The sequence below is a fragment of the Streptococcus fermentans genome, assembly GCF_040888305.1.
Classification (GTDB): Bacteria; Bacillota; Bacilli; order Lactobacillales; family Streptococcaceae; genus Streptococcus; species Streptococcus fermentans.
The window spans coordinates 124338-149302 of sequence record NZ_JBFNFG010000004.1; the positions used below are offsets into that span (position 1 = coordinate 124338).

Genomic DNA, 24965 nt, shown 5'->3' on the forward strand with positions numbered 1-24965 from the left:
AAAAGAAACAAGTATATACTGTTTTTGCTGATTCTATAAAAGAGGAATCAGACTATACCAATTTAAGGAGAAAGCACAGCTTGCCTGTGTCGTATATACTATGTGTGGAATTGTTGGTGTTGTTGGAAACACAAATGCAACTGATATTTTGATTCAAGGGCTTGAAAAGCTCGAATACCGTGGTTATGATTCTGCAGGGATTTTTGTCCTAGGTGGTACTGAAAACCATTTAGTTAAGGCAGTTGGTCGTATTGCGGAATTGTCTGCTAAAACTGCTGGTGTTGAGGGGACAACTGGTATTGGACATACTCGTTGGGCTACTCACGGAAAACCAACAGAAGATAATGCTCACCCACATCGCTCAGAGACAGGACGTTTTGTCTTGGTCCACAATGGGGTAATCGAAAACTACCTTGAAATCAAGGAAGAATACCTTGCAGGTCACCACTTCAAGGGACAAACGGATACGGAAATCGCCGTTCATTTGATTGGGAAATTTGCCGAAGAAGACGGTCTCTCAGTTCTTGAAGCCTTCAAAAAAGCCCTTCACATCATCCGTGGTTCATATGCCTTTGCCTTGATTGACTCTGAAAATCCAGATGTCATCTACGTAGCGAAGAACAAATCACCACTCTTAATTGGTCTTGGGGAAGGCTACAACATGGTCTGCTCAGACGCCATGGCTATGATTCGTGAAACCAACCAATACATGGAAATCCATGATCAAGAGTTGGTAATCGTCAAGGCTGATAGCGTGGAAGTACAAGACTATGATGGAAATCGTCGTGAACGTGTTAGCTACACTGCTGAACTTGACTTGTCAGATATCGGTAAGGGAACTTATCCTTACTACATGCTCAAGGAAATTGACGAGCAACCAACGGTGATGCGTAAACTCATCCAAGCCTACACAGATGAGGCTGGTCAAGTAGTAGTAGACCCAGCTATCATCAAGGCTGTTCAAGACGCAGACCGTATCTACATCCTTGCAGCTGGGACATCTTATCACGCAGGATTTGCTTCTAAGAAGATGTTGGAAGAATTGACAGATACGCCAGTTGAACTTGGTATCTCCTCTGAGTGGGGATATGGTATGCCGCTTCTCAGCAAGAAACCACTCTTCATCTTTATCAGCCAATCTGGTGAAACAGCTGATAGCCGTCAGGTTTTGGTTAAGGCCAATGAAATGGGAATTCCAAGCTTAACAGTGACAAACGTTCCAGGTTCAACTCTGTCACGTGAAGCCAACCATACTATGTTGCTTCATGCAGGTCCTGAAATTGCCGTAGCGTCAACTAAGGCTTATACAGCCCAAATAGCAGCCCTTGCCTTCCTTGCAAAAGCGGTTGGTGAAGCAAATGGCAATGAAAAAGCCAAAGCCTTTGACTTGGTTCATGAATTGTCTATCGTGGCTCAGTCTATCGAATCAACTCTTTCAGAGAAAGAAACGATCGACGCAAAAGTCCGTGATCTTCTTGAAACAACACGCAATGCCTTTTACATCGGACGTGGTCAAGATTACTATGTAGCCATGGAAGCCAGTCTCAAGCTCAAAGAGATTTCGTACATCCAATGTGAAGGTTTTGCGGCTGGAGAACTCAAGCACGGAACTATTGCCTTGATTGAAGAAGGAACACCTGTCTTGGCCCTCTTGTCAGACCCAGTTCTTGCAAACCACACTCGAGGAAATATCCAAGAAGTGGCAGCACGTGGAGCTAAGGTCCTCACCATTGCAGAAGAAAATGTTGCCAAAGATACAGATGATATCGTTCTTACGACCGTACACCCTTACCTCTCACCAATCTCAATGGTCGTACCAACGCAATTAGTCGCTTACTTTGCAACCCTACACCGTGGACTCGACGTAGACAAACCACGTAACCTTGCTAAGTCAGTAACGGTAGAATAAACCAAAAAATTAAATCATAAGCAAAAGTGAACTAAATAGTTTTCTGGAAATCAGAATGCTATCTTGTTCACTTTTTTGTATATTCAATAAAAATCAATGACCAAACTAAGGTGCTTAGGTAGATGTCTCACAGAATAGCTTTGAGGTTTTAGATAAGAGTGACGCAGTCAGTCTTATTACACCAAGTTGATATTGTAGAGAAAATGGATCAACCTCAGCCAAGGTAGTTGAAGTCAAGATTGAAGAGGATTGATTCATACTCTTCGAAAATCTCTTCAAACTGTGTCAACGTCGCCTTGCCGTAGGTATGGTTACTGACTTCGTCAGTTCTATCCACAACTTCAAAACAGTGCTTTGAGCTGACTTCGTCAGTTCTATCCACAACCTCAAAACAGTGTATTGAGCTGACTTCGTCAGTTTCATCTACACCCTCAAAGCAGTGCTTTGAGCAACCTGCGGCTAGTTTCCTAGTTTGCTCTTTGATTTTCATTGAGTATCACTCCTTTTAAGAATTCATTAGAAATAAATCTAAAATTAAGTGTTATCCCAGTTTCTATTAAAATGAAAATTCTTTTTGAAAGATATGCTTGTGGAAGACTTGCAAGATATAAAAAACTCTTAGAGCTGGATGATAAGGTTCCAACTCTAAGAGGAGTGAGTTTCGTATTTTTACTTGCGATACAAACGATCGTATTGATAGTAAGGATCAAAGGTTACGTTGATACCTAGTTTGCGAAGAACATTTTTATCTTCGTCTGTTAAGATAATAGTAGAATGGGCTTCGCTTCCTTTGAGGTTTCCGAGTTCTTTCATAGCACGGTCTGCATCGGGATTCTGCATAGCTGTGATTGCAAGAGCGATGAGAATCTCATTAGAATGCAGACGTGGATTGCGACTACCCAAGTGATTGATTTTCAAACCTTGAATTGGTTTCACCACTTCTGGTTCAATTAATTTTGTTTCAGCATCAATGTTAGCGGACATCTTGATAGCATTGATCAATGCAGCCGCTGTTGGACCAAAGAGTTCTGAGTTCTTACCAGTAACGATTTCACCAGAAGGTAATTCAAGAGCTAGAGCAGGTCCGCCTGTTTCTTCTGCTTTTTGACGTGCGGCAACAGCAACCTTTCGGTCAGCTGGTGTGATACCCAGGTCATTCATGAGAAGCTCAATCTTCTTCACAGCAGTTTCTCCAACCTTCTCAGCTTTGAAGTCAAGAACTGTCTGGTAATAGCGGCGGATAATTTCCTGTTTAGATGCTTCAATGGCAGCGACGTTATCAGTGATTGCAAAACCAACCATATTGACACCCATGTCAGTTGGAGACGCATAAGGAGACTCACCGAGAATACGTTCCAGCATACGCTTAAGGACAGGGAAAATTTCAATGTCGCGGTTGTAGTTGACTGTGGTTTCTCCATAAGTTTGGAGATGGAATGGGTCGATCATATTGACATCGTCAAGGTCTGCTGTAGCAGCTTCATAAGCTAAGTTTACTGGATGATGAAGTGGGAGATTCCAAACTGGGAAGGTTTCAAATTTGGCATAACCAGACTTGATACCATTGATTTGGTCGTGGTACATGTTAGACATACAAGTTGCCAACTTACCTGAACCAGGCCCAGGAGCAGTCACGACAATCAAGTTGCGACTAGTTTTGATATAGTCGTTTTTCCCCATACCTTCAGGAGAAATGATGTGATCCATATCTGTCGGATACCCCTTGATAGGGTAGTGAAGATAAGAGTCAATACCATTTTTCTCTAATTGATTACGAAAGGCATCAGCTGCCGGTTGGCCTGCATATTGAGTAATGACAACTGAACCAACAAAGATACCAAGTTCATTGAATTTATCGATCAAACGAAGCACTTCTTGGTCATAAGAAATGCCCAAGTCTCCACGAGCTTTTGAGTGCTCGATATTGCTAGCGTTAATAGCGATAACAACCTCAACTTGCTCCTTCAACTCTTGCAAGAGCTTGATTTTATTGTCAGGCTCATAACCAGGAAGGACTCGAGCAGCGTGGAAATCTTCTAACATTTTGCCACCAAACTCCAAGTACAGCTTGCCGTCAAATTGGTTGATGCGCTCCAAAATGTGGTCGCGCTGTAGATTCAAATATTGTTCAGAACTAAAAGCTTGTTTTTTCATTTTTTTACCTCTGAGCTCTATTATATAAAAAAAATGGAAGATTAGAAACTAGAGAGTCGCAAAAGTGAGAAAAAAAGATAAAGCAAACGCTTGCATAATTTTGATAAAAGGTCTATGATGGAGTAAAGTCAATTTTAAATAGAGGTAAAAAGATGCAAGAAAAATGGTGGCACAATGCCGTTGTTTATCAGGTCTATCCAAAAAGTTTTAAGGATAGCAATGGAGATGGGATTGGTGATTTGCCTGGGATTACCAGTAAGCTAGACTATCTAGCTAAGTTAGGGATCACAGCGATCTGGCTTTCTCCAGTCTATGATAGCCCCATGGATGACAATGGTTATGATATTGCCAATTATCAAGATATTGCGGCTATCTTTGGAACCATGGAAGATATGGATGTGCTGATTGCTGAGGCTAAAAAACGAGATATCCGAATCATTATGGATTTGGTGGTCAATCATACATCAGATGAGCATGCTTGGTTTATTGAAGCTTGTGAAAATCCTGATAGTCCTGAGCGAGACTACTATATCTGGCGTGATGAACCGAACGAATTGGAGTCAATTTTCAGTGGCTCTGCCTGGCAATACGATGAAAAGTCTGGTCAATACTATCTCCATTTTTTCAGTAAGAAGCAACCGGACCTCAACTGGGAAAATGAAGAACTTCGCCAAAAAATCTATGAGATGATGAATTTCTGGATTGATAAAGGGATTGGTGGGTTCCGTATGGACGTCATTGACATGATTGGGAAGATTCCTGATCAGAAGATTGTCAACAATGGTCCTATGCTCCATCCCTATCTCAAGGAAATGAATCAGGCTACTTTCGGCGACAAAGAGCTCTTGACAGTAGGGGAGACTTGGGGAGCAACACCAGAGATTGCCAAACTCTATTCAGATCCAAAAGGACAAGAACTGTCTATGGTCTTTCAGTTTGAACATATCTGTCTTCAGTATCAGGAAGGACAACCTAAGTGGCAGTACCAAAAAGAGCTAAATGTTGGGAAATTAAAAGAGATTTTCAACAAATGGCAGACAGAATTAGGGGTTGAGGATGGCTGGAATTCCCTCTTCTGGAACAACCATGACCTCCCTCGTATCGTCTCTATCTGGGGAAATGACCAAGACTACCGCGAAAAATCTGCCAAAGCGTATGCCATCTTGCTTCATCTCATGAGAGGAACTCCCTACATTTACCAAGGAGAAGAAATTGGGATGACCAATTTCCCGTTTGAAACGCTTGATCAAATAGAGGATATCGAATCCCTCAATTATGCGCGTGAAGCTCTTGAAAAAGGCGTTCCGATAGAAGAAATTATGGACAGTATCCGTGTGATTGGGCGTGATAATGCTCGTACCCCAATGCAGTGGAATGGGACAAAAAATGCTGGTTTCTCAGCTGGTCAACCTTGGCTTGCAGTCAATCCAAATTACGTAAAGATAAATGTAGAAGAAGCTTTAGCAAATCCAGAATCAATCTTTTACACTTATCAAAAACTGGTAGAAATTCGTAAGGAAAATAGCTGGTTGATTCGTGCTGACTTTGAACTTCTTGATACGGCTGAAAAAGTCTTTGCTTATATCCGTAAAGATGGAGACCGTCGTTTCCTAGTGGTGGCCAATTTGTCCAACCGACAGCAAGAGTTTGCAGTAGAAGGGTCAGTTAAGTCTATCTTGATTGAAAATACCTCAGTACAAGATGTTTTAGAGAAACAAAACTTGGCTCCATGGGATGCCTTCTGTGTCGAACTAGCTGATTAAAACCAGAAACTCAAGTGTTTAAGATGCTTGAGTTTTTTTCTAAAATAAGTGTAAAAATTTCTTTAATAAATATTAGTTTGAATTTTCTAAAAAAACACCTTGAAACCCTTGCTTTTATATAAAAATAGGGTATAATGGTGAAAAATAGTATTTTAAAGGAGAATACCGATGAAATCGAAAAAGTGGCTCGCAGTAGCAGGGATAACGATGAGCGCAGCTCTTCTTTTGGCAGCTTGTGGCAAGACTGAGAAAAAAGCAGATGCTCCAACAACATTTTCGTATGTATATGCCGTTGATCCAACAACATTGGACTATAGCGTTACTAGTAAAAGTTCAACATCAGACGTCGTTGCTAACTTGGTCGATGGACTCTTGGAAAATGACAAATATGGGAACTTGATTCCATCGCTTGCTGAAGACTGGTCTGTTTCACAGGACGGTTTGACTTACACCTACAAGCTACGTAAAGGTGTTAAATGGTATACTTCAGAAGGAGAAGAGTATGCTGAAGTCAAGGCCCAAGACTTTGTGACAGGTTTGAAGCATGCTGCAGATGGTAAGTCAGATGGCCTAACTCTTATCCAAGATTCTATCAAAGGTTTGGCAGAATACGTCAGTGGTGAAAGCAATGACTTCTCAACAGTTGGAGTTAAAGCAATTGACGACTTCACTGTTCAATACACCTTGAACCAACCAGAAAGCTTCTGGAATTCTAAGGTGACAACAGCGACTATGCTCCCTGTTAATGAAGAATTCTTAAATTCTCAAGGGAAAGATTACGGTGCGGCAGCGCCTTCAGGTATTCTCTACAATGGTCCATATATTTTGAAGAACTTCACTTCAAAATCAGTGATCGAGTACGAAAAGAATCCAAACTACTGGGATAAAGACAATGTGAAGATTGACCACGTCAAGCTTACCTTCTACGATGGTTCTGACCAAGAATCATTGATTCGTAGCTTTGCGTCAGGCTCATATACGACAGCTCGTCTTTTCCCAACTAGTTCAAGCTTTGATTCAACTAAGAAAGAATACGGCGATAAGATCGTTTATAGTCCTCAAGAAGCAACTAGTTATTACTTTACTTTCAACGTAAATCGTCAGTCTTACAATAAAACAGCTAAGACAGATGATGCCCAAAAAACTTCAACTAAAGAAGCGCTTCTCAATAAAAACTTCCGTCAAGCTATCAACTTCGCTCTAGACCGTCATGCTTACTCTGCACAGATGAATGGCGAAGAAGGTGCAGACAAGATTATCCGTACTAGCCTTGTGCCTTATGACTATGTACAGGTCGGTGAAAAGACCTTCGGTGAATTGGCTCAGGAACAACTGGTAACATACGGAGACCAGTGGAAGGATGTAGCTTTGACAGATGGTAAAGATACCCTTTACAATCCGACAAAAGCAAAAGCTGCCTTTGAAAAAGCAAAATCAGAATTGCAAGCTAAAGGTGTAACCTTCCCAATTCATTTGGATATTCCAGTTGAGCAGACTGATGTCATTGCTGTACAGCAAACTAACTCTCTCAAACAGTCTGTTGAAGCAGCGCTTGGAAGTGAAAATGTTGTCATCGATGTACTTCAAATGACGGACAATGAGAAAATGAGTATCACATCTCAAGCCAAAGTGCCTTCTCAAAAAGACTATGACTTGAACGGAACTGGTTGGGGGCCAGACTATCAAGACCCAGCAACCTACCTCAATATCTTAGATGCTAAGAAGGGTTCTGCCCTTAAACACTTGGGTATCACAAAAGGAAAAGATCCAGAAGTCATGGCTCAAGTTGGACTTGATGAGTACAAGAAACTCTTGGATGATGCAGCATCAGAAACGAGCGATCTTAACAAACGCTATGAAAAATATGCCAAAGCACAAGCTTGGGTTTCAGATAGCTCACTTCTTATCCCTGTAGCTTCTTCAGGTGGTTCTCCGACAGTTAGCCGTACAGTTCCATTCACCAAAGCTTACTCTCAAGTTGGTATCAAGGGAGATCCATTTGTATTTAAAGGTTTAGAATTGCAAAACGATATTGTAACCACTAAAGAATACGAAGAAGCTCTCAAGAAATGGCAAAAAGAGAAAATTGAAACAAATGCCAAATACCAAAAAGAACTAGCAAATCACGTTAAATAGTCTTTTGTAATGAATAAAGAAATCCTGTTTTGAAGCGGGATTTCTTTATTTTTTGATTTTCAATGAGAGGTCAAATCAGTATATAACTTTACTTTTTGGACAAAATTTGTTAAAATATAACCATGTTACAAAACCTAACATATAAGGAGAAATAAAACATGAAACTTAAAAAACGTTTGATTGGAGCGGGGTTGACACTTGCTGCTGCGGTCTTATTGACGGCATGTGGTAAGTCAGCATCAGATGCTAAAACCTACTCGTCTACCTTTGGTGCAGACCCAACAACCTTCAACTACCTTTTGGACTACTCTGGTGATAACACTGCTGTTGTAACCAACTTGGTAGATGGTTTGCTTGAAAATGATAACTATGGAAACCTCATTCCTGCCCTTGCAGAAGATTGGAGTGTTTCTAAGGATGGTTTAACTTATACCTACAAACTTCGCCAGGATGCCAAGTGGTTTACAGCTGACGGTGAAGAATACGCTCCAATTAAAGCACAAGATTTCGTTACAGGTATCAAATATGCAGCTGACAACAAGAGTCAAGCGCTCGATTTGATTCAAAACTCAATCAAGGGTTTGGATGATTATGTGACAGGTGCAAATACTGACTTTTCAAATGTTGGGGTCAAAGCCTTGGATGACTATACTGTCCAATATACCTTGACACGACCAGAGCCATTCTGGAACTCTAAGACAACTAACAGTATCTTGTTTCCTGTTAATGAAGAATTCTTGGCTTCTAAAGGAAAAGAATTTGGAGAATTAAAACCAGATGGTATTCTTTATAGCGGTCCTTATTTGTTAAAAGAATTTACATCAAAATCATCACTTGAGTATAAGAAGAATCCTCAATACTACGATCAAGATAAAGTAACGATTGAAAGAGTTAAATTAGCTTATGTTGATGGTTCTGACCAAGATATGACAATCCGTAATTTCGAAAGCGGAGCCTACTCGTCTGCTGGTGTCTACCCGAATAGTTCAAACTTCGCTAAGACAAAGGAAAAATACAAGGACAATATCGTTTATAGCTTGCAAGATGCAACATCTTGGTACTATAACTTTAACGTCAACCGTGGTGCTTATAACCATACTGCAAAAACAAGCGATGAACAAAAACAAGCGACCCAAGCTGCTATTTTAAATAAAAACTTCCGTCAAGCCATCAACTTTGCAATTGACCGTACTGCCTACTCGGCTCAGTCTAATGGAGAAGAAGCTGCGAAAAACACTCTTCGTAACACGCTTGTCCCACCAACTTTCGTACAAGTTGGAGATAAGACCTTTGGTGAGACAGTTTCATCTAAGTTAGTAAACTACGGTACCCAGTGGTCAAATATGAATCTTGAAGATGCTCAAGATGGATACTTCAACAAAGAAAAAGCACAAGCTCAATTTGCTGAGGCTAAGAAAGAGTTAGAAGCTCAAGGTGTGAGCTTCCCAATTCATTTGGACTTGCCTGTAGACCAAGTTAACAAAACCTTGCTTCCAAAGATTAATTCGCTTAAACAATCTGTCGAATCAAGTCTTGGGGCAGAAAATGTAGTGATTGATGTAGTTCAAATTTCAACAGAAGACTATGCCAATGCGACATTCCAAGCACCAACTACAGCTGATCATGACTATGATTTGAACTTGGATGGTTGGTCTGCGGACTACCAAGATCCATCAACTTATCTTAATCCTTTCAACGCTGAGGATGGATTCTATCTCAAGATTTTAGGACTTGATCCAAGCAAGGATGCTGATAAGATTACAAGTATTGGATTGGACCAATATACTCAAAAATTGAAAATGGCAGATGCAGAAAATACAGACGTGGCAAAACGTTATGAAAACTATGCAGATGCACAAGCCTGGTTGATTGATAGTTCGCTATTGCTCCCTGTAAATTCAAACGGTGGTGGGGCTTCAGTGACGCGTGTGACACCATTTACACGAGCTTACTCACTTGTCGGAATCAAAGGTACTGGAAACAACTACAAGTACATGAGATTGCAAAACGAAGTAGTAACAACTGCTCAATTTGACGAAGCGAAAGCTAAATGGGAACAAGAACGTAAAAATTCTGTCGAAAAGAGTCAAAAAGACTTTGAAAGTCACGTGAAATAAGTATAAAGAGTGGTAGTAGAACAGAAATCGGTAAACCCAAACTTCATCTCATAGTTTAAAAAATGAACAAAAATCATCTGCTGTCGTGATAAAGTTTCATGATCAATAAACATAAAGGTCGGGATTTTTGCCCCGGCCTTTTTAACATTCCAACTGATAATGTTCGCTATTTTACAATTTCAGTCGTGACTGGTGCTGTGGTTAGTATTTTATTAAATCTTGTAGCAATACCATTTTGGGGCTATAGAGGTGCAGCATTCACACTTGTAATTGTAGAAATAATTGTATGTGTTTTGATGTCTTATTATGCTCGAAACTATTTGGATATTATAGGTTTACTTAAAATAGCAACAAAGCCATTAGTTGCTAGTGTTGTGACCGGTACTCTTGTATATCTATTATTTTCAAGTCTACTATCTATTTCTAATAATTTATTAAGTATATTATTAAAAGTTATTGTTTATTCGATAGTATACGGATCTCTATTATTGTTAACAAAGACAACTAGTCACAAAGAACTCTCTTTACTAGGGAAAAAATAATAGTTTTGATATAATATAGTTAAAAGAGAAATTAGACAAATAATATGTTGATGGAATACAAGATTTAACAATATAGAAAGGTACCCTATTATGAAAGGTATTATTCTCGCAGGTGGTTCGGGGACACGTTTATATCCTTTGACTCGAGCTGCATCAAAACAACTGATGCCGGTTTATGATAAACCGATGATTTACTACCCACTTTCAACATTGATGTTGGCTGGGATTAGGGATATTTTGATTATTTCAACTCCTCAAGATTTGCCTCGTTTTAAAGATTTACTTCAAGACGGATCTGAGTTTGGGATTAAACTTTCTTATGCAGAGCAACCAAGTCCAGATGGTTTGGCGCAAGCCTTTATCATTGGGGAAGAGTTCATTGGTGATGATAGCGTTGCTCTAATCTTAGGCGACAATATCTATCACGGGCCTGGCCTTTCTAAGATGTTACAAAAGGCAGCAGGTAAGGATTCGGGAGCAACTGTGTTTGGCTACCATGTGAAGGATCCAGAGCGCTTTGGTGTGGTTGAGTTTGACAAGGATATGAACGCTATTTCTATTGAGGAAAAGCCAGAATGCCCTCGTTCAAATTATGCAGTTACAGGCCTCTATTTTTACGATAATGATGTAGTGGAAATTGCTAAAAGTATTAAACCAAGCCCGCGTGGTGAATTGGAAATTACAGACGTTAACAAGGCTTATCTAGATCGTGGAGATCTATCCGTTGAGGTTATGGGACGTGGCTTTGCTTGGTTGGATACTGGGACTCATGAAAGTTTACTAGAGGCTTCACAGTACATCGAAACAGTGCAACGGATGCAAAATGTTCAGGTAGCAAACTTGGAAGAAATTGCCTATCGCATGGGTTATATCAGTCGTGAAGATGTATTGGCCTTAGCCCAACCGCTTAAGAAAAATGAATACGGACAGTATCTGCTCCGTTTGATAGGAGAAGCATAGATGACAGACAATTTTTTTGGTAAGACGCTTGCAGCACGCAAGGTTGATGCAATTCCAGGTATGTTGGAGTTTGATATCCCCGTTCATGGAGATAATCGTGGCTGGTTTAAAGAAAATTTCCAAAAGGAAAAAATGCTTCCACTTGGTTTTCCAGAGTCTTTCTTTGCAGAAGGAAAATTGCAAAACAATGTATCTTTCTCACGCAAAAATGTCCTACGTGGTCTCCACGCAGAGCCTTGGGATAAGTACATCTCTGTAGCAGACGGCGGGAAAGTTCTGGGTTCTTGGGTTGACCTACGCGAGGGTGAAACCTTCGGAAATACCTACCAGACAGTTATTGATGCGAGCAAGGGAATCTTTGTTCCTCGAGGTGTGGCTAATGGCTTCCAAGTCCTATCAGATACAGTTTCTTATAGTTATCTGGTCAATGACTACTGGGCTCTCGAGCTCAAACCTAAGTATGCCTTTGTGAACTACGCTGACCCAAGCCTTGGTATTGAATGGGAAAATCTTGCAGAAGCAGAGGTTTCAGAAGCTGATAAAAATCATCCACTACTTAAGGATGTAAAACCTTTGAAAAAAGAAGATTTGTAAAAAGGAAAGAATATGACTGAATACAAAAAAATTATCGTGACAGGAGGAGCTGGTTTTATCGGTTCCAACTTTGTCCACTATGTTTACAAGAATTTTCCAGATGTTCACGTGACAGTCTTGGACAAGTTGACTTATGCTGGAAACCACGCTAATATTGAGGAAATTTTAGGTGATCGTGTTGAGTTAGTTGTTGGTGATATTGCTGATGCAGAGTTGGTAGACAAGTTGGCAGCTCAAGCAGATGCAATCGTTCACTATGCGGCGGAAAGTCATAATGACAATTCACTCAATGATCCATCACCATTTATCCATACCAACTTCATCGGAACCTATACTCTTTTGGAAGCGGCTCGCAAATATGATATTCGTTTCCACCATGTGTCTACAGACGAAGTTTATGGTGATCTTCCTCTACGTGAGGATTTGCCAGGTCATGGTGAAGGTCCAGGTGAGAAATTTACTGCTGAAACTAGATATAACCCAAGCTCTCCGTACTCATCAACTAAGGCAGCTTCAGACTTGATTGTCAAAGCCTGGGTACGTTCTTTCGGAGTCAAGGCAACGATTTCTAACTGTTCAAATAACTACGGTCCTTATCAGCACATTGAAAAATTCATTCCACGGCAGATTACCAACATCCTAAGTGGCATTAAGCCAAAACTGTACGGTGAAGGTAAGAACGTTCGTGACTGGATTCACACCAATGACCATTCTTCAGGTGTATGGACAATCTTGACAAAAGGTCAAATTGGTGAAACCTACTTGATTGGGGCTGATGGTGAAAAGAACAACAAGGAAGTCTTGGAACTTATCCTTAAGGAAATGGGACAATCTGCCGATGCCTACGATCATGTAACTGACCGTGCAGGACATGACCTTCGTTATGCAATAGATGCAAGCAAGCTACGTGATGAGTTGGGTTGGAAACCAGAATTCACAAATTTTGAACAAGGTCTCAAAGAAACGATTCGATGGTACAAAGATAATCAAGAATGGTGGCAAGGAGAAAAAGAAGCTGTTGAAGCTAACTACGCTAAGACACAAGAGGTTCTTGAAAAATAAAAAGCGGTGGGACAGAAATCGATAGACAAAATCTCAATTTCCTAGTCCCAGCCCCTCGAAGATGATTAGGAGTTTTTGAAGTCTAAAAGTCAAACAAAAAGTCCAATTAGCTACCGCGTCAAAGTTTGATTGCTAATAAAAAGTGAGGTAGGGATTTTTTGTCCCAACCTCTATTGCTATACCGAAGAATTGTGAATCAGTTGAAAGGAAGAAAAATGATTTTAATTACAGGGGCAAATGGCCAATTAGGAACGGAACTTCGTTATTTGTTAGATGAGCGTAATGAAGAATACGTTGCTGTTGATGTGGCTGAGATGGATATTACCGATGCAGAGATGGTTGAGAAAGTTTTTGAAGAGGTGAAACCGACTTTAGTCTACCACTGTGCTGCCTACACAGCTGTTGATGCAGCAGAGGATGAAGGGAAAGAATTGGACTTTGCCATCAATGTTACGGGAACAGAAAATGTCGCAAAAGCATCCGAAAAGCATGGTGCAACTCTAGTCTACATCTCTACAGATTATGTCTTTGACGGTAAGAAACCAGTTGGACAAGAGTGGGAAGTGGATGACAAACCAGATCCTCAAACTGAATATGGTCGTACTAAGCGTATGGGAGAAGAGCTTGTAGAAAAACACGTTTCAAACTTCTATATTATCCGTACTGCCTGGGTTTTTGGAAATTACGGCAAAAACTTTGTCTTCACGATGCTAAATCTTGCTAAAACTCATAAGACATTGACAGTTGTAAATGATCAACATGGTCGACCAACCTGGACGCGTACCTTGGCCGAGTTCATGACTTTCCTAGCTGAAAATCGCAAGGAATTTGGTTATTATCATTTGTCAAATGATGCGACGGAAGACACAACTTGGTATGACTTTGCAGTTGAAATTTTGAAGGATACAGATGTTGAAGTCAAGCCAGTGGACTCAAGCCAATTTCCTGCCAAAGCTAAACGTCCACTAAACTCAACGATGAGCCTTGCCAAAGCCAAAGCTACTGGGTTTGTCATCCCAACTTGGCGAGATGCCTTGAAAGAATTCTACAAACAAGACCTTAAAAAATAGCCTTACTGGAGGCCAAAATGTATACAGAAAGAGAGAGAAGAGAGATTCTCTTTCTTTTTTTATTTGCTCGTATATGCAATCGTCGGATAATTATAAAAATTCAAGAAAAAGCTTGTTTAAATGTTAGAAAATTCGAGCACGAATGTATTTTTTGTGTTATAATATTCTGTGAGTAGTTATACCTTGGTGTAGCTATTAAAAATAGAAGTGTGAAACTGGGAAGATAGAGAGGACGCAGTGTAATGACTAGAAATGGTTTTTTTACAGGCTTAGATATCGGAACTAGCTCTATTAAAGTGTTGGTTGCAGAGCTTGTAAATGGTGAAGTAAATGTAATTGGCGTAAGCAATGCCAAAAGTAAAGGTGTCAAAGATGGGATTATCGTTGACATCGAAGCAGCAGCGACTGCTATTAAGTCTGCAATTTCTCAAGCAGAAGAAAAAGCAGGAATTTCAATCAAGTCTGTAAACGTTGGTTTACCAGCTAATTTGCTACAAGTTGAGCCAACTCAAGGCATGATTCCAGTGACATCAGATACAAAAGAAATTACGGATCAAGATGTCGAAAATGTGGTTAAATCAGCCTTGACTAAAAGTATGACTCCAGACCGTGAAGTTATCACCTTTATTCCAGAGGAATTTGTCGTAGATGGATTCCAAGGAATTCGTGATCCTCGCGGGATGATGGGGGTGCGTTTGGAAATGCGCGGTCTCTTGTACACTGGCCCACGTACGATCCTCCACAATCTTCGTAAAACTGTTGAGCGTGTAGGCGTTCAAGTCGAGAACGTGATTATTTCACCTCTTGCAATGGTTCACTCTGTCTTGAATGAAGGTGAACGTGAGTTTGGTGCGACTGTTATCGACATGGGTGGTGGTCAAACGACTGTTGCCACTATTCGCAACCAAGAACTTCAATATACAAATGTCAACCAAGAGGGTGGCGATTATGTCACAAAAGACATTTCAAAAGTTCTCAAGACTTCTAAGAAAATTGCAGAAGGTCTAAAATTGAACTATGGTGAAGCTTATCCACCACTAGCTAGCAAGGAAACTTTCCAAGTTGAAGTGATCGGTGAGGTTGAACCAGTTGAAGTGACTGAAGAATACTTGGCTGAGATTATTTCAGCAAGAATCAAGCACATTTTTGAGCAAATTAAGCAAGACTTGGAAAGACGTCACCTATTAGACTTGCCAGGTGGTATTGTCTTGATTGGTGGAAATGCTCTTCTTCCAGGTGTCGTTGAATTGGCCCAAGAAGTATTTGGAGTACGCGTTAAGTTATTCGTACCAAATCAAGTGGGTATTCGCAATCCTGCTTTTGCCCATGTCATCAGCTTGTCAGAATTCGCTGGTAGTCTTACTGAAGTGAATATTTTGGCCCAACGAGCAATTCGAGGTGACGAAAGTTTACGCCACCAACCGATTGACTTTAGAAGTTCAGCTCAACCAGTTTCACCTGTTTCTCCACGACCAGTATTTAATACAGTGACAACTCCTGAGCCTGAAACAACTCAATCTGTTGAACCAGTAGCTCCTCTTCAATCAGAAGAAAAGAGCAAAGGTAAATTAACGGATCGTTTCCGTAGCTTGATTGGAAGCATGTTTGACGAATAAAATAGAGGAATATAAATATGACATTTTCATTTGATACAGCAGCAGCACAAGGTGCAGTAATTAAAGTAATCGGTGTCGGCGGTGGTGGTGGAAATGCCATCAACCGTATGGTTGACGAAGGCGTTTCTGGCGTTGAATTTATCGCAGCCAATACAGATGTACAAGCTTTGAGCAGTACAAAAGCTGAGACAGTTATTCAGCTCGGCCCTAAATTGACTCGCGGACTTGGTGCAGGAGGACAACCTGAAGTTGGTCGTAAAGCTGCAGAAGAAAGCGAAGAAGTATTGACAGAAGCAATCAGCGGTGCTGACATGGTCTTCATCACTGCTGGTATGGGTGGTGGTTCTGGTACAGGTGCTGCACCAGTTATCGCTCGTATTGCAAAAAGTCTTGGTGCTTTGACAGTCGGTGTTGTAACTCGTCCATTTGGCTTTGAAGGAAGCAAACGTGGACAATTTGCCATCGAAGGGATTAACGAACTTCGTGAGCATGTTGACACACTCTTGATTATCTCAAACAACAACTTGCTAGAAATCGTTGACAAGAAGACTCCACTCCTTGAAGCATTGAGTGAAGCAGACAACGTTCTTCGTCAAGGTGTTCAAGGGATCACAGATTTGATTACAAATCCTGGTTTGATCAACTTGGACTTTGCAGACGTTAAGACTGTTATGGCCAATAAAGGGAATGCCCTTATGGGGATTGGTATCGGTAGCGGTGAAGAACGTGTTGTAGAAGCTGCTCGTAAAGCAATCTACTCACCACTTCTTGAAACAACTATCGATGGAGCAGAAGATGTGATTGTCAACGTAACTGGTGGTTTGGACTTGACTTTGATTGAAGCTGAAGAAGCATCAGAAATTGTTAACCAAGCAGCTGGTCATGGTGTTAACATCTGGCTTGGAACATCTATTGATGAGACAATGAAAGACGAAATCCGTGTGACTGTTGTTGCGACAGGAGTACGTCAGGATAAAGTTGAGAAAGTTGTAACTGCTCAACCACGCCAAGCAACACATCGTGAACCTGCTCGAACTAGCCATGCACAAACTTTCGATCGTAATTTTGATATGGCTGATACAGCAGAAATTCCAACTCCAAGTTATCGCCGTCAAGAAGCGCCAAAGACATCAGCCTTTGGTGACTGGGATTTGAGACGCGATGCCATTGTTCGTCAAGGAGAACCAGTTGTTTCTCCAGTGGAACGCTTTGAAGTTCCAGCGGCAACAGATGAAGATGAGTTGGAAACACCACCATTCTTTAAAAATCGTTAATGAAGATGAATTTAAAAGAAAATACGAACCTTGTTTTTCAACAGATATCGAATGCAGTTCAGGAAGCCGGTCGTGAAAACGATTCGGTTTCTGTGATTGCGGTGACCAAATATGTAGATGTTGAAACAGCCTCAGCTTTGGTTTCGCAAGGAGTGCAACACATTGGTGAGAATCGTGTTGATAAATTTCTTGACAAGTATCATGCTCTGAGTGATAAGAATCTTACCTGGCATTTGATCGGAACCTTACAGAGACGTAAAGTCAAGGAAGTGATTTCTTATGTGGATTATTTTCATGCTTTAGATTCCTTAAAGCTAGCTCAGGAAATTCAAAAACGAGCGGACCACAAGATTAAGTGCTTTTTGCAAGTAAATATTTCTAAGGAAGAAAGTAAGCACGGTTTTTCGAAAGAAGAATTGTTAGCCCTCTTACCTGAACTTTCAGAATTAGACCAGATTGAGTATGTAGGTCTGATGACCATGGCTCCATTTGAAGCAACTAGTCAAGAATTACTAGAGATATTTAAAGAAACGCAAGAATTGCAAAAAACCATTCAAGAAAAACATCTCCCCAATATGCCGATGACAGAACTAAGTATGGGTATGAGTCGAGACTTCAAAGAAGCGATTCAATGTGGTTCAACTTTTGTTCGAATCGGTACAGCATTTTTTAAATAGGAAATAACCATGTCACTAAAAGATAAATTTGATAAGTTTATAGATTATTTCACTGAAGATGGAGAAGAGGTGGCACCAAACGTTGCTGAGTTAAAGTCTGAACAAACCTTAACTTCAGTTTCGGCTCCAAAGGAAGAACTTCCACGAGCTCAACAGTTACCACAATCTTCACAAGTGAATTCTAAAGAGAAAAATATTACGCGCCTTCATGCTCGTCAGCAAGAGTTGGCGATGCAGAGCCATCGTAGCACAGAAAAGGTAACCATTGATGTTCGTTATCCTCGTCGCTACGAAGATGCAACAGATATCGTTGATTTGTTGGCAGGCAACGAAAGTATTCTAATTGACTTCCAATATATGACTGAAGTACAAGCACGCCGTTGTCTAGATTACTTAGATGGCGCTCGCCATGTGCTAGCTGGTGAATTGAGAAAGGTTGCAAATACCATGTACCTTTTGACACCAGTAGGAGTTGTGGTTAATATTGAAGACATTCGCTTGCCTGATGGAACTCAGAGTGAAGAATTCGACTTTGATATGAAGAGAAATCGAGTGAAGTAATGATTTTTCTAATTCGTTTTATACAAAATGCTGCAACTATCTATTCATGGATACTTGTAGCTTTTGCTCTATTATCTTGGTTACCCAATGCCTATGATACAGCACTAGGTCGTTTGTTAACTAGCTTAGTCAAACCGATCCTTCAACCCTTGAGACGTTTGCCACTAAGGGTTGGTGTCTTTGATCTTACAGTTTGGGTGGCTGTCATTTTAGTTCATTTAGTCGGTAACTATCTGATCCGTTTTCTTTTAATACTAGCATGAGAAAAGAGATTTATCAGCATTTCTCAGTCGAGGATATTCCTTTCATTGATAAGGGATTGGAGTGGCTTAGGCAGGTTGAAGAGCACTACGCTCCCATCCTAACTCCCTTTATCAACCCCCATCAGGTCTTTATTTTAAAGACATTGGGGAATCATCATGGGATTCAAGTTTTTTCAAGCAATGATTTTGTGCCTAGTGAGTATAGTCGTGTGCTTCTTGCACCAGATTATTTCATACCGACTTTGGCGGATTTTGAAATGGAATTGCTTGAGATTGTTTATTCTAGTAAGTTTGACCAATTGACTCATTCCAAGATTTTAGGAACTGTTCTGAATCGTCTGGGAATTGATCGCAAGTTGTTTGGTGATATTTTAGTTACGGAGAATAGAGCCCAAATCATTGTGGACCAAACATTCACTTCTCTCTTTCAAGATGGGATTCAAAAGATTGCTAGATTGCCTGTCAAACTAGAAGTCGTATCTTTTGAAGAATTGGTAGAAGCCGAGAGTGATTATCAGGAAAAGGAAGTTTTAGTTCCGAGTATGCGCTTGGATGCTTTCTTGTCAAATGTTCTGAAATTGTCTCGCTCTCAGACAGCTGATTTATTAGAAAGAAAGTTTGTTCAGGTAAATTACCATCTGGTTGAAAAATTTGACTATCAAGTTAAGTTGGGTGATTTAGTAAGTGTCAGACGCTTCGGACGGATTATCATACTCAAAGAAAATGGTCAAACCAAAAAAGATAAGAAAAAAATAACAGTCCAATTACTACTAAGTAAGTGAGAAGAAACATGTCGATTACACCACAAGAAATTATTGATAAAGCTTTCTCCATTAAATTCAGAGGCTATAATAAGGAAGAAGTTGACGAATTCTTGGATAAGATTTATTTTGACTATGAGGAACTAGTCCGATATAAGGATGAAACTGAAGTCTATATCAAAAGATTAGAAGAACGTCTTTCGTCTTTTTCTACTGATTTTCCTAAGAGAACAGTGACAAACGAGCAAGAACCAGAACCATTGAATGATTCTATTTTTTATTAAGTAAGTGAGGAAAAATATGCCAATTACATCGTTAGAAATCAAGGATAAAACCTTTAGTACCAAGTTTAGAGGTTTTAATCCTGAAGAAGTTGATGAATTTCTAGATATTGTTGTTCGTGACTATGAAGCGCTTGTTCGTAGTAACCATGAAAAAGAACAACACATTAAAAATTTAGAGGAACGTTTGTCTTATTTTGATGAGATTAAGGAGTCATTGAGCCAGTCTGTATTGATTGCTCAAGATACTGCGGAGCGCGTCAAGCAATCTGCCAATGAACGCTCACAAAATATCATCAAACAGGCAGAACAAGATGCCCAGCGTTTGCTTGATGAGGCTAAGTATAAGGCTAACGAAATCTTGCGTCAAGCTACGGATAATGCTAAGAAGGTTGCAGTAGAGACGGAAGAGTTGAAGAATAAGAGCCGTGTCTTCCATCAACGTTTGAAATCTACAATTGAAAGTCAATTGGCTATTGTAGACTCATCTGACTGGGAAGAAATTTTGCGTCCGACAGCGACTTACCTTCAAACAAGTGACGAAGCTTTTAAAGAAGTTGTCGGAGAAGTTTTGGGTGAGGATGTTACTGGTTACCATGATGACAATCCGATTGATATGACTCGTCAGTTTTCACCTGAGGAAGTAGCAGAGCTCCAAGCTCGCATCGAAGCAGCTAATCGAGAATTGGCTGAATCACAAAAAGAAGCAAGACCAGATACTGCTAGCTCAGTAGTAGAAGGAGTCGTTTCTTCAAATCAAGATTCTCAACCAACACTCGTGAAAGAATCTATTGATCTTTTATAAGAAAGAAAATATGAGAACAAGATCTAATCAAACATATTTGCAGCGAGTAGGAGTTGGTGGAAGTCCTACAATCCCTGTTGATTAGATTATCCTCTCAAGTTATCAAGTCTGAAGTTAGTAGGATTTGACGTTCCCCACGTTACGGGAAAAGAGGGAGAAAGACTAGTTCTTTTTCCGAACAAAGGTGGTACCACGGTTTTCGTCCTTTTTAGCGAGTCGTGGTTTTTATTTTGTCTATATCATAAAGGAGATATCATGAAACTCAAAGAAACTTTAAATCTAGGGAAAACAGATTTCCCAATGCGTGCAGGACTTCCAACCAAAGAGCCAGTTTGGCAAAAAGAGTGGGAAGAAGCAAAATTGTATCAACGTCGTCAAGAGTTGAATGAAGGGAAACCTCACTTCACTCTTCATGATGGGCCTCCATATGCCAATGGAAATATCCACGTTGGTCATGCTATGAACAAGATTTCAAAAGATATTATTGTTCGTTCTAAGTCTATGTCAGGATTTTACGCACCATACATTCCAGGTTGGGATACACACGGACTACCAATCGAGCAGGTTTTGGCCAAACAAGGTGTCAAACGCAAAGAGATGGATTTGGTTGAATACTTGAAACTTTGCCGTGAATACGCTCTTTCTCAAGTAGATAAACAACGCGAAGACTTCAAACGTTTAGGGGTGTCTGGTGACTGGGAAAATCCATATGTAACTTTGACCCCTGACTATGAAGCAGCGCAAATCCGTGTCTTCGGTGAGATGGCTAACAAGGGCTACATCTACCGTGGTGCTAAGCCAGTTTACTGGTCTTGGTCATCTGAGTCAGCTCTTGCTGAAGCGGAAATTGAATACCATGACTTGGTGTCAACTTCTCTTTACTATGCCAATAAGGTTAAAGATGGTAAAGGTGTCCTAGACACTGATACTTATATCGTTGTTTGGACAACAACTCCATTTACTATCACTGCTTCTCGTGGTTTGACTGTTGGTGCAGATATTGATTACGTTTTGGTTCAACCTGCTGGTGAAGATCGTAAGTTTGTGGTTGCAGCGGAATTGTTGAACAGCTTGTCTGAAAAATTTGGTTGGGCGGATGTTCAAGTTTTGGCGACTTACCGTGGTTCAGAATTGAACCAGATCGTGACAGAGCACCCATGGGATACAGCTGTTGACGAACTCGTTATCCTTGGTGACCACGTTACAACAGACTCAGGTACTGGTATCGTCCATACAGCGCCAGGTTTTGGTGAGGATGACTACAATGTCGGTGTTGCCAACGGACTTGAAGTTGCTGTGACAGTTAACGAACGTGGGCTTATGATGGCTAATGCTGGTGCTGAGTTTGAAGGCCAATTCTATGATAAGGTTGTTCCAACGGTTATTGAAAAATTAGGAAATCTTCTTCTTGCCCAAGAAGAAATCTCTCACTCATACCCATTTGACTGGCGTACGAAAAAACCAATCATCTGGCGTGCAGTTCCACAATGGTTTGCTTCAGTATCAAAATTCCGTCAAGATATCTTGGATGAAATCGAAAAAGTGAAATTCCATTCAGAATGGGGTAAAGTCCGTCTTTACAACATGATCCGTGACCGTGGTGACTGGGTCATCTCACGTCAACGTGCTTGGGGAGTTCCTCTTCCAATCTTCTACGCAGAAGACGGCACACCAATCATGACAGCTGAAACGATTGAACATGTAGCTCAACTCTTTGAAGAGCATGGTTCAATCATCTGGTGGGAACGTGATGCTAAAGACCTCTTGCCAGAAGGATTTACACATCCAGGTTCACCAAATGGCGAGTTCAAGAAAGAAACAGACATCATGGACGTATGGTTTGACTCAGGTTCATCATGGAATGGTGTCGTGGTTAACCGTCCAGAACTTAAATACCCAGCTGACCTCTACCTTGAAGGTTCAGACCAATACCGTGGTTGGTTCAACTCTTCTCTTATCACATCTGTGGCTAACCATGGTGTGGCACCATACAAACAAATCTTGTCACAAGGTTTTGCCCTTGACGGTAAAGGTGAAAAGATGTCTAAATCTCTTGGAAATACCATTGCTCCAAGTGATGTTGAAAAACAATTTGGTGCGGAAATCTTGCGTCTCTGGGTAACTAGTGTTGACTCAAGCAATGACGTGCGTATCTCAATGGATATCTTGAGCCAAGTCTCTGAGACTTACCGTAAGATCCGTAATACCCTTCGTTTCTTGATTGCTAACACATCTGATTATAATCCATCTGAGGATGCAGTGGCTTACGAAGAATTACGTTCAGTTGACAAGTACATGACCATCCGCTTTAACCAGCTTGTTAAGACCATTCGTGATGCTTATGCCAACTTTGAATTCTTGACCATCTACAAGGCGCTTGTTAACTTTATCAACGTTGATTTATCTGCCTTCTACCTTGATTTTGCCAAAGATGTTGTCTACATCGAAGGTGCCAAATCACTTGAACGCCGTCAAATGCAAACTGTCTTCTACGATATCCTTGTAAAAATCACCAAACTCTTGACACCAATCCTTCCTCACACTGCGGAAGAAATCTGGTCATATCTTGAGTTTGAAGCCGAAGACTTTGTTCAATTGTCAGAATTGCCAGAAGCTCAAACATTTGCTAACCAAGAGGAAATCTTGGATACATGGGCAGCCTTCATGGACTTCCGTGGTCAAGCTCAAAAAGCCTTGGAAGAAGCTCGTAATGCCAAAGTAATCGGTAAATCCCTTGAAGCTCATTTGACAGTTTATCCAAACGAAGTCGTGAAAACTCTTCTTGGAGCTGTTGATAGCAATGTAGCTCAACTCTTGATTGTCTCAGAATTGACTATCGCAGAAGGATCAGCTCCAGAAGGCGCAGTTAGCTTCGAAGATGTGGCCTTTACAGTTGAACGCGCTGCAGGTGAAGTATGTGATCGTTGCCGTCGTATCGACCCAAGTACAGCAGAACGTAGCTATAACGCAACCATCTGTGACCACTGTGCAAGTATCGTTGAAGAAAACTTTGCGGACGCAGTTGCAGAAGGATTTGAAGTAAAATAAATTTATATACTGGAGAGAACAGATGTTCTCTCTTTTTTATAGAATCAATACTCTCTGATTTTAGAAAATAGAAACTAAAATGTTTTTAGATCTGATATAAATCTTTTTTGTAAAAAATATACGAATAATCACAAATAAAATAAAAATAAGTTTTTAAAAAACGCATAAAATAAAAATCGACAAAAAGTCACTATTTTCAATGTTTTACAGTACTAATCAATCTTATTTTCACATCAAAAATACTTGTATTTATAGGGTGAAAAGGATACCAAGCATATGTATTGATATAAAATAGAACTTTTTTTAAAAATAAAACAAATAATTTGAATCTTGATAGTAAATCAGCACCAACTACAGCAACTGTAGCGAAAGCAGATGACAAAGAAGCACCAGCAGCTCCAGTTGTGAACCCAGTTAAGGCTGGTGACACAGCAGTAACAGGTACAGTCGAAGCAGGAAATCCATCAGCTACAACTACAGTAACAGTAGGTAATGTTAATGTAGGTGGTAAAGAAGCTGATAATGCTAAAGTACCAGTTCTTACTCCAGTAGTAGATCCAAGCAACTTGACAGATGCAGAAAAAGCTAAAGTAGCTGAAGAAGTTAAGAAAGCTAACCCAACTGCGACAGATGTTAAGGTTAACAATGACGGATCAGTAGTTGTAACCTTTGCGGACGGATCAGTAGCAACAATTGCAGCTAATAAAGTTGTTAAGGAAGCAACTAAAGAGTCATCTGCTCAAGCACCAGCTAAGAAAGCAGGAGCGAAAGAATTGCCAAACACTGGTACTAAACAATTTAACGCTTCACTTGGACTAGCACTTCTTGCAGCAGTGACAGGAGGACTCCTTATCTCTAAAAAACGTAAGGAAGAAGAGTAAGCCATTACTCAAACAAAGCAAATCTAAGAATCTTGATTCTATGAGATTGCCAGAAAAACCGTAAGAAGAAATTCTTACGGTTTTTTGATTGAGCTACTTAATGGAAAAGTGGTANTATCTCTAAAAAACGTAAGGAAGAAGAGTAAGCCATTACTCAAACAAAGCAAATCTAAGAATCTTGATTCTATGAGATTGCCAGAAAAACCGTAAGAAGAAATTCTTACGGTTTTTTGATTGAGCTACTTAATGGAAAAGTGGTAAAAAGTAAATTTCTAAAATGCTAGAAAATTATAGAAATTAAAGTGGAGAATTCCTATCGAGTATCATTAGGATGGTTGCTATAAAATAAAAGTTAACTATTTATTTTTTAAATATGGAGATAGAGCCTTGTAAACTAGGCAAACAAAAAGAGGTTGGGACAAAAAAATCCCGACCTCACTTTTTATGGCTCTATAATATTTGTAGTGGGTAAATCCCCTATAGATATTATG

The 24965-nt window shown here is 40.2% G+C and carries 20 protein-coding genes, 2 pseudogenes and 1 other annotated feature; of the genes and pseudogenes, 20 read left to right on the forward strand and 2 right to left on the reverse strand.

The features are described 5' to 3' along the window. Positions 1–100 precede the first annotated feature (100 nt). Entirely contained in the window at positions 101–1909 is a 1809-nt protein-coding gene (gene glmS / locus AB2B50_RS05555) for a glutamine--fructose-6-phosphate transaminase (isomerizing) (RefSeq protein ID WP_320692992.1), read from the forward strand. A gap of 214 nt (positions 1910–2123) precedes the next feature. On the opposite strand, the gene AB2B50_RS05560 is transcribed toward glmS, so the two are convergent. Both AB2B50_RS05560 and AB2B50_RS05565 read right to left on the reverse strand, forming a co-directional pair. Then, a complete protein-coding gene (locus AB2B50_RS05560) occupies positions 2124–2399 on the reverse strand; it encodes a hypothetical protein (protein ID WP_320693302.1) in 276 nt (91 codons plus the stop codon). Positions 2400–2578: 179 nt separating this feature from the next. After that, positions 2579–4063, reverse strand: coding sequence for a DUF1846 domain-containing protein (locus AB2B50_RS05565; protein WP_320692989.1), 1485 nt, complete (start codon positions 4061–4063; stop codon positions 2579–2581). Between the two features lie 152 nt (positions 4064–4215). Between AB2B50_RS05565 and AB2B50_RS05570 the strand changes: the two genes are divergently transcribed. The 19 genes and pseudogenes from AB2B50_RS05570 to AB2B50_RS05655 all read left to right on the forward strand — a co-directional run bounded on the left by AB2B50_RS05570 (position 4216) and on the right by AB2B50_RS05655 (position 24474). Then, positions 4216–5826 carry a glycoside hydrolase family 13 protein gene (locus tag AB2B50_RS05570; protein ID WP_320692988.1) on the forward strand — a complete coding sequence of 537 codons (1611 nt, stop codon included), beginning with the start codon at positions 4216–4218 and terminating at the stop codon, positions 5824–5826. A gap of 168 nt (positions 5827–5994) precedes the next feature. Further along, positions 5995–7962, forward strand: coding sequence for a peptide ABC transporter substrate-binding protein (locus AB2B50_RS05575; RefSeq protein WP_320692987.1), 1968 nt, complete (start codon positions 5995–5997; stop codon positions 7960–7962). 158 nt (positions 7963–8120) lie between these two features. Then, positions 8121–10079, forward strand: coding sequence for a peptide ABC transporter substrate-binding protein (locus tag AB2B50_RS05580; RefSeq protein WP_320692986.1), 1959 nt, complete (start codon positions 8121–8123; stop codon positions 10077–10079). Between the two features lie 98 nt (positions 10080–10177). Next, a complete protein-coding gene (locus AB2B50_RS05585; RefSeq protein ID WP_320692985.1) occupies positions 10178–10621 on the forward strand; it encodes a polysaccharide biosynthesis C-terminal domain-containing protein in 444 nt (147 codons plus the stop codon). Between the two features lie 90 nt (positions 10622–10711). Further along, entirely contained in the window at positions 10712–11581 is an 870-nt protein-coding gene (rfbA, locus tag AB2B50_RS05590) for a glucose-1-phosphate thymidylyltransferase RfbA (protein WP_320692984.1), read from the forward strand. Continuing rightward, complete coding sequence (locus AB2B50_RS05595) at positions 11582–12175, forward strand: dTDP-4-dehydrorhamnose 3,5-epimerase family protein (RefSeq protein WP_075227276.1); 594 nt, start codon at positions 11582–11584, stop codon at positions 12173–12175. 12 nt (positions 12176–12187) lie between these two features. Continuing rightward, positions 12188–13237 (forward strand): dTDP-glucose 4,6-dehydratase, encoded by a 1050-nt coding sequence (gene rfbB / locus AB2B50_RS05600; protein ID WP_320692983.1) that lies wholly within the window; start codon positions 12188–12190, stop codon positions 13235–13237. Between the two features lie 215 nt (positions 13238–13452). Continuing rightward, complete coding sequence (rfbD, locus tag AB2B50_RS05605; protein WP_316108434.1) at positions 13453–14307, forward strand: dTDP-4-dehydrorhamnose reductase; 855 nt, start codon at positions 13453–13455, stop codon at positions 14305–14307. 242 nt (positions 14308–14549) lie between these two features. Further along, positions 14550–15741: pseudogene (gene ftsA, locus AB2B50_RS05610) on the forward strand (cell division protein FtsA); the annotation flags it as partial. Then, entirely contained in the window at positions 15732–15923 is a 192-nt protein-coding gene (locus AB2B50_RS09735) for a cell division protein FtsA C-terminal domain-containing protein (RefSeq protein WP_398578144.1), read from the forward strand. The pseudogene ftsA and the gene AB2B50_RS09735, both read left to right, overlap by 10 nt. Before the next feature lie 17 nt (positions 15924–15940). Continuing rightward, entirely contained in the window at positions 15941–17197 is a 1257-nt protein-coding gene (gene ftsZ, locus AB2B50_RS05615; RefSeq protein WP_320692982.1) for a cell division protein FtsZ, read from the forward strand. Between the two features lie 5 nt (positions 17198–17202). Next, on the forward strand, positions 17203–17874 hold the full coding sequence (locus AB2B50_RS05620; protein ID WP_075227282.1) for a YggS family pyridoxal phosphate-dependent enzyme: 672 nt from the start codon (positions 17203–17205) through the stop codon (positions 17872–17874). A 9-nt stretch (positions 17875–17883) separates the two neighbouring features. Beyond that, complete coding sequence (locus tag AB2B50_RS05625; RefSeq protein ID WP_320692981.1) at positions 17884–18435, forward strand: cell division protein SepF; 552 nt, start codon at positions 17884–17886, stop codon at positions 18433–18435. Further along, a complete protein-coding gene (locus AB2B50_RS05630; RefSeq protein ID WP_075228811.1) occupies positions 18435–18698 on the forward strand; it encodes a YggT family protein in 264 nt (87 codons plus the stop codon). The genes AB2B50_RS05625 and AB2B50_RS05630 overlap by 1 nt, the downstream gene beginning before the upstream one ends. Beyond that, complete coding sequence (locus tag AB2B50_RS05635; protein ID WP_320692980.1) at positions 18695–19480, forward strand: YlmH family RNA-binding protein; 786 nt, start codon at positions 18695–18697, stop codon at positions 19478–19480. The genes AB2B50_RS05630 and AB2B50_RS05635 overlap by 4 nt, the downstream gene beginning before the upstream one ends. An 8-nt stretch (positions 19481–19488) precedes the next feature. Next, a complete protein-coding gene (locus tag AB2B50_RS05640; protein WP_320692979.1) occupies positions 19489–19743 on the forward strand; it encodes a DivIVA domain-containing protein in 255 nt (84 codons plus the stop codon). A 16-nt stretch (positions 19744–19759) separates the two neighbouring features. Beyond that, positions 19760–20435: pseudogene (locus AB2B50_RS05645) on the forward strand (DivIVA domain-containing protein); the annotation flags it as partial. A 108-nt stretch (positions 20436–20543) separates the two neighbouring features. Further along, positions 20544–20755, forward strand: a binding site (T-box leader). Between the two features lie 45 nt (positions 20756–20800). Beyond that, a complete protein-coding gene (gene ileS, locus AB2B50_RS05650) occupies positions 20801–23593 on the forward strand; it encodes an isoleucine--tRNA ligase (RefSeq protein WP_320692977.1) in 2793 nt (930 codons plus the stop codon). A 323-nt stretch (positions 23594–23916) separates the two neighbouring features. Then, positions 23917–24474, forward strand: a complete 558-nt coding sequence (locus AB2B50_RS05655; protein WP_320693303.1) for a MiiA motif-containing surface protein — start codon at positions 23917–23919, stop codon at positions 24472–24474. The last annotated feature ends 491 nt before the right edge of the window (positions 24475–24965 follow it).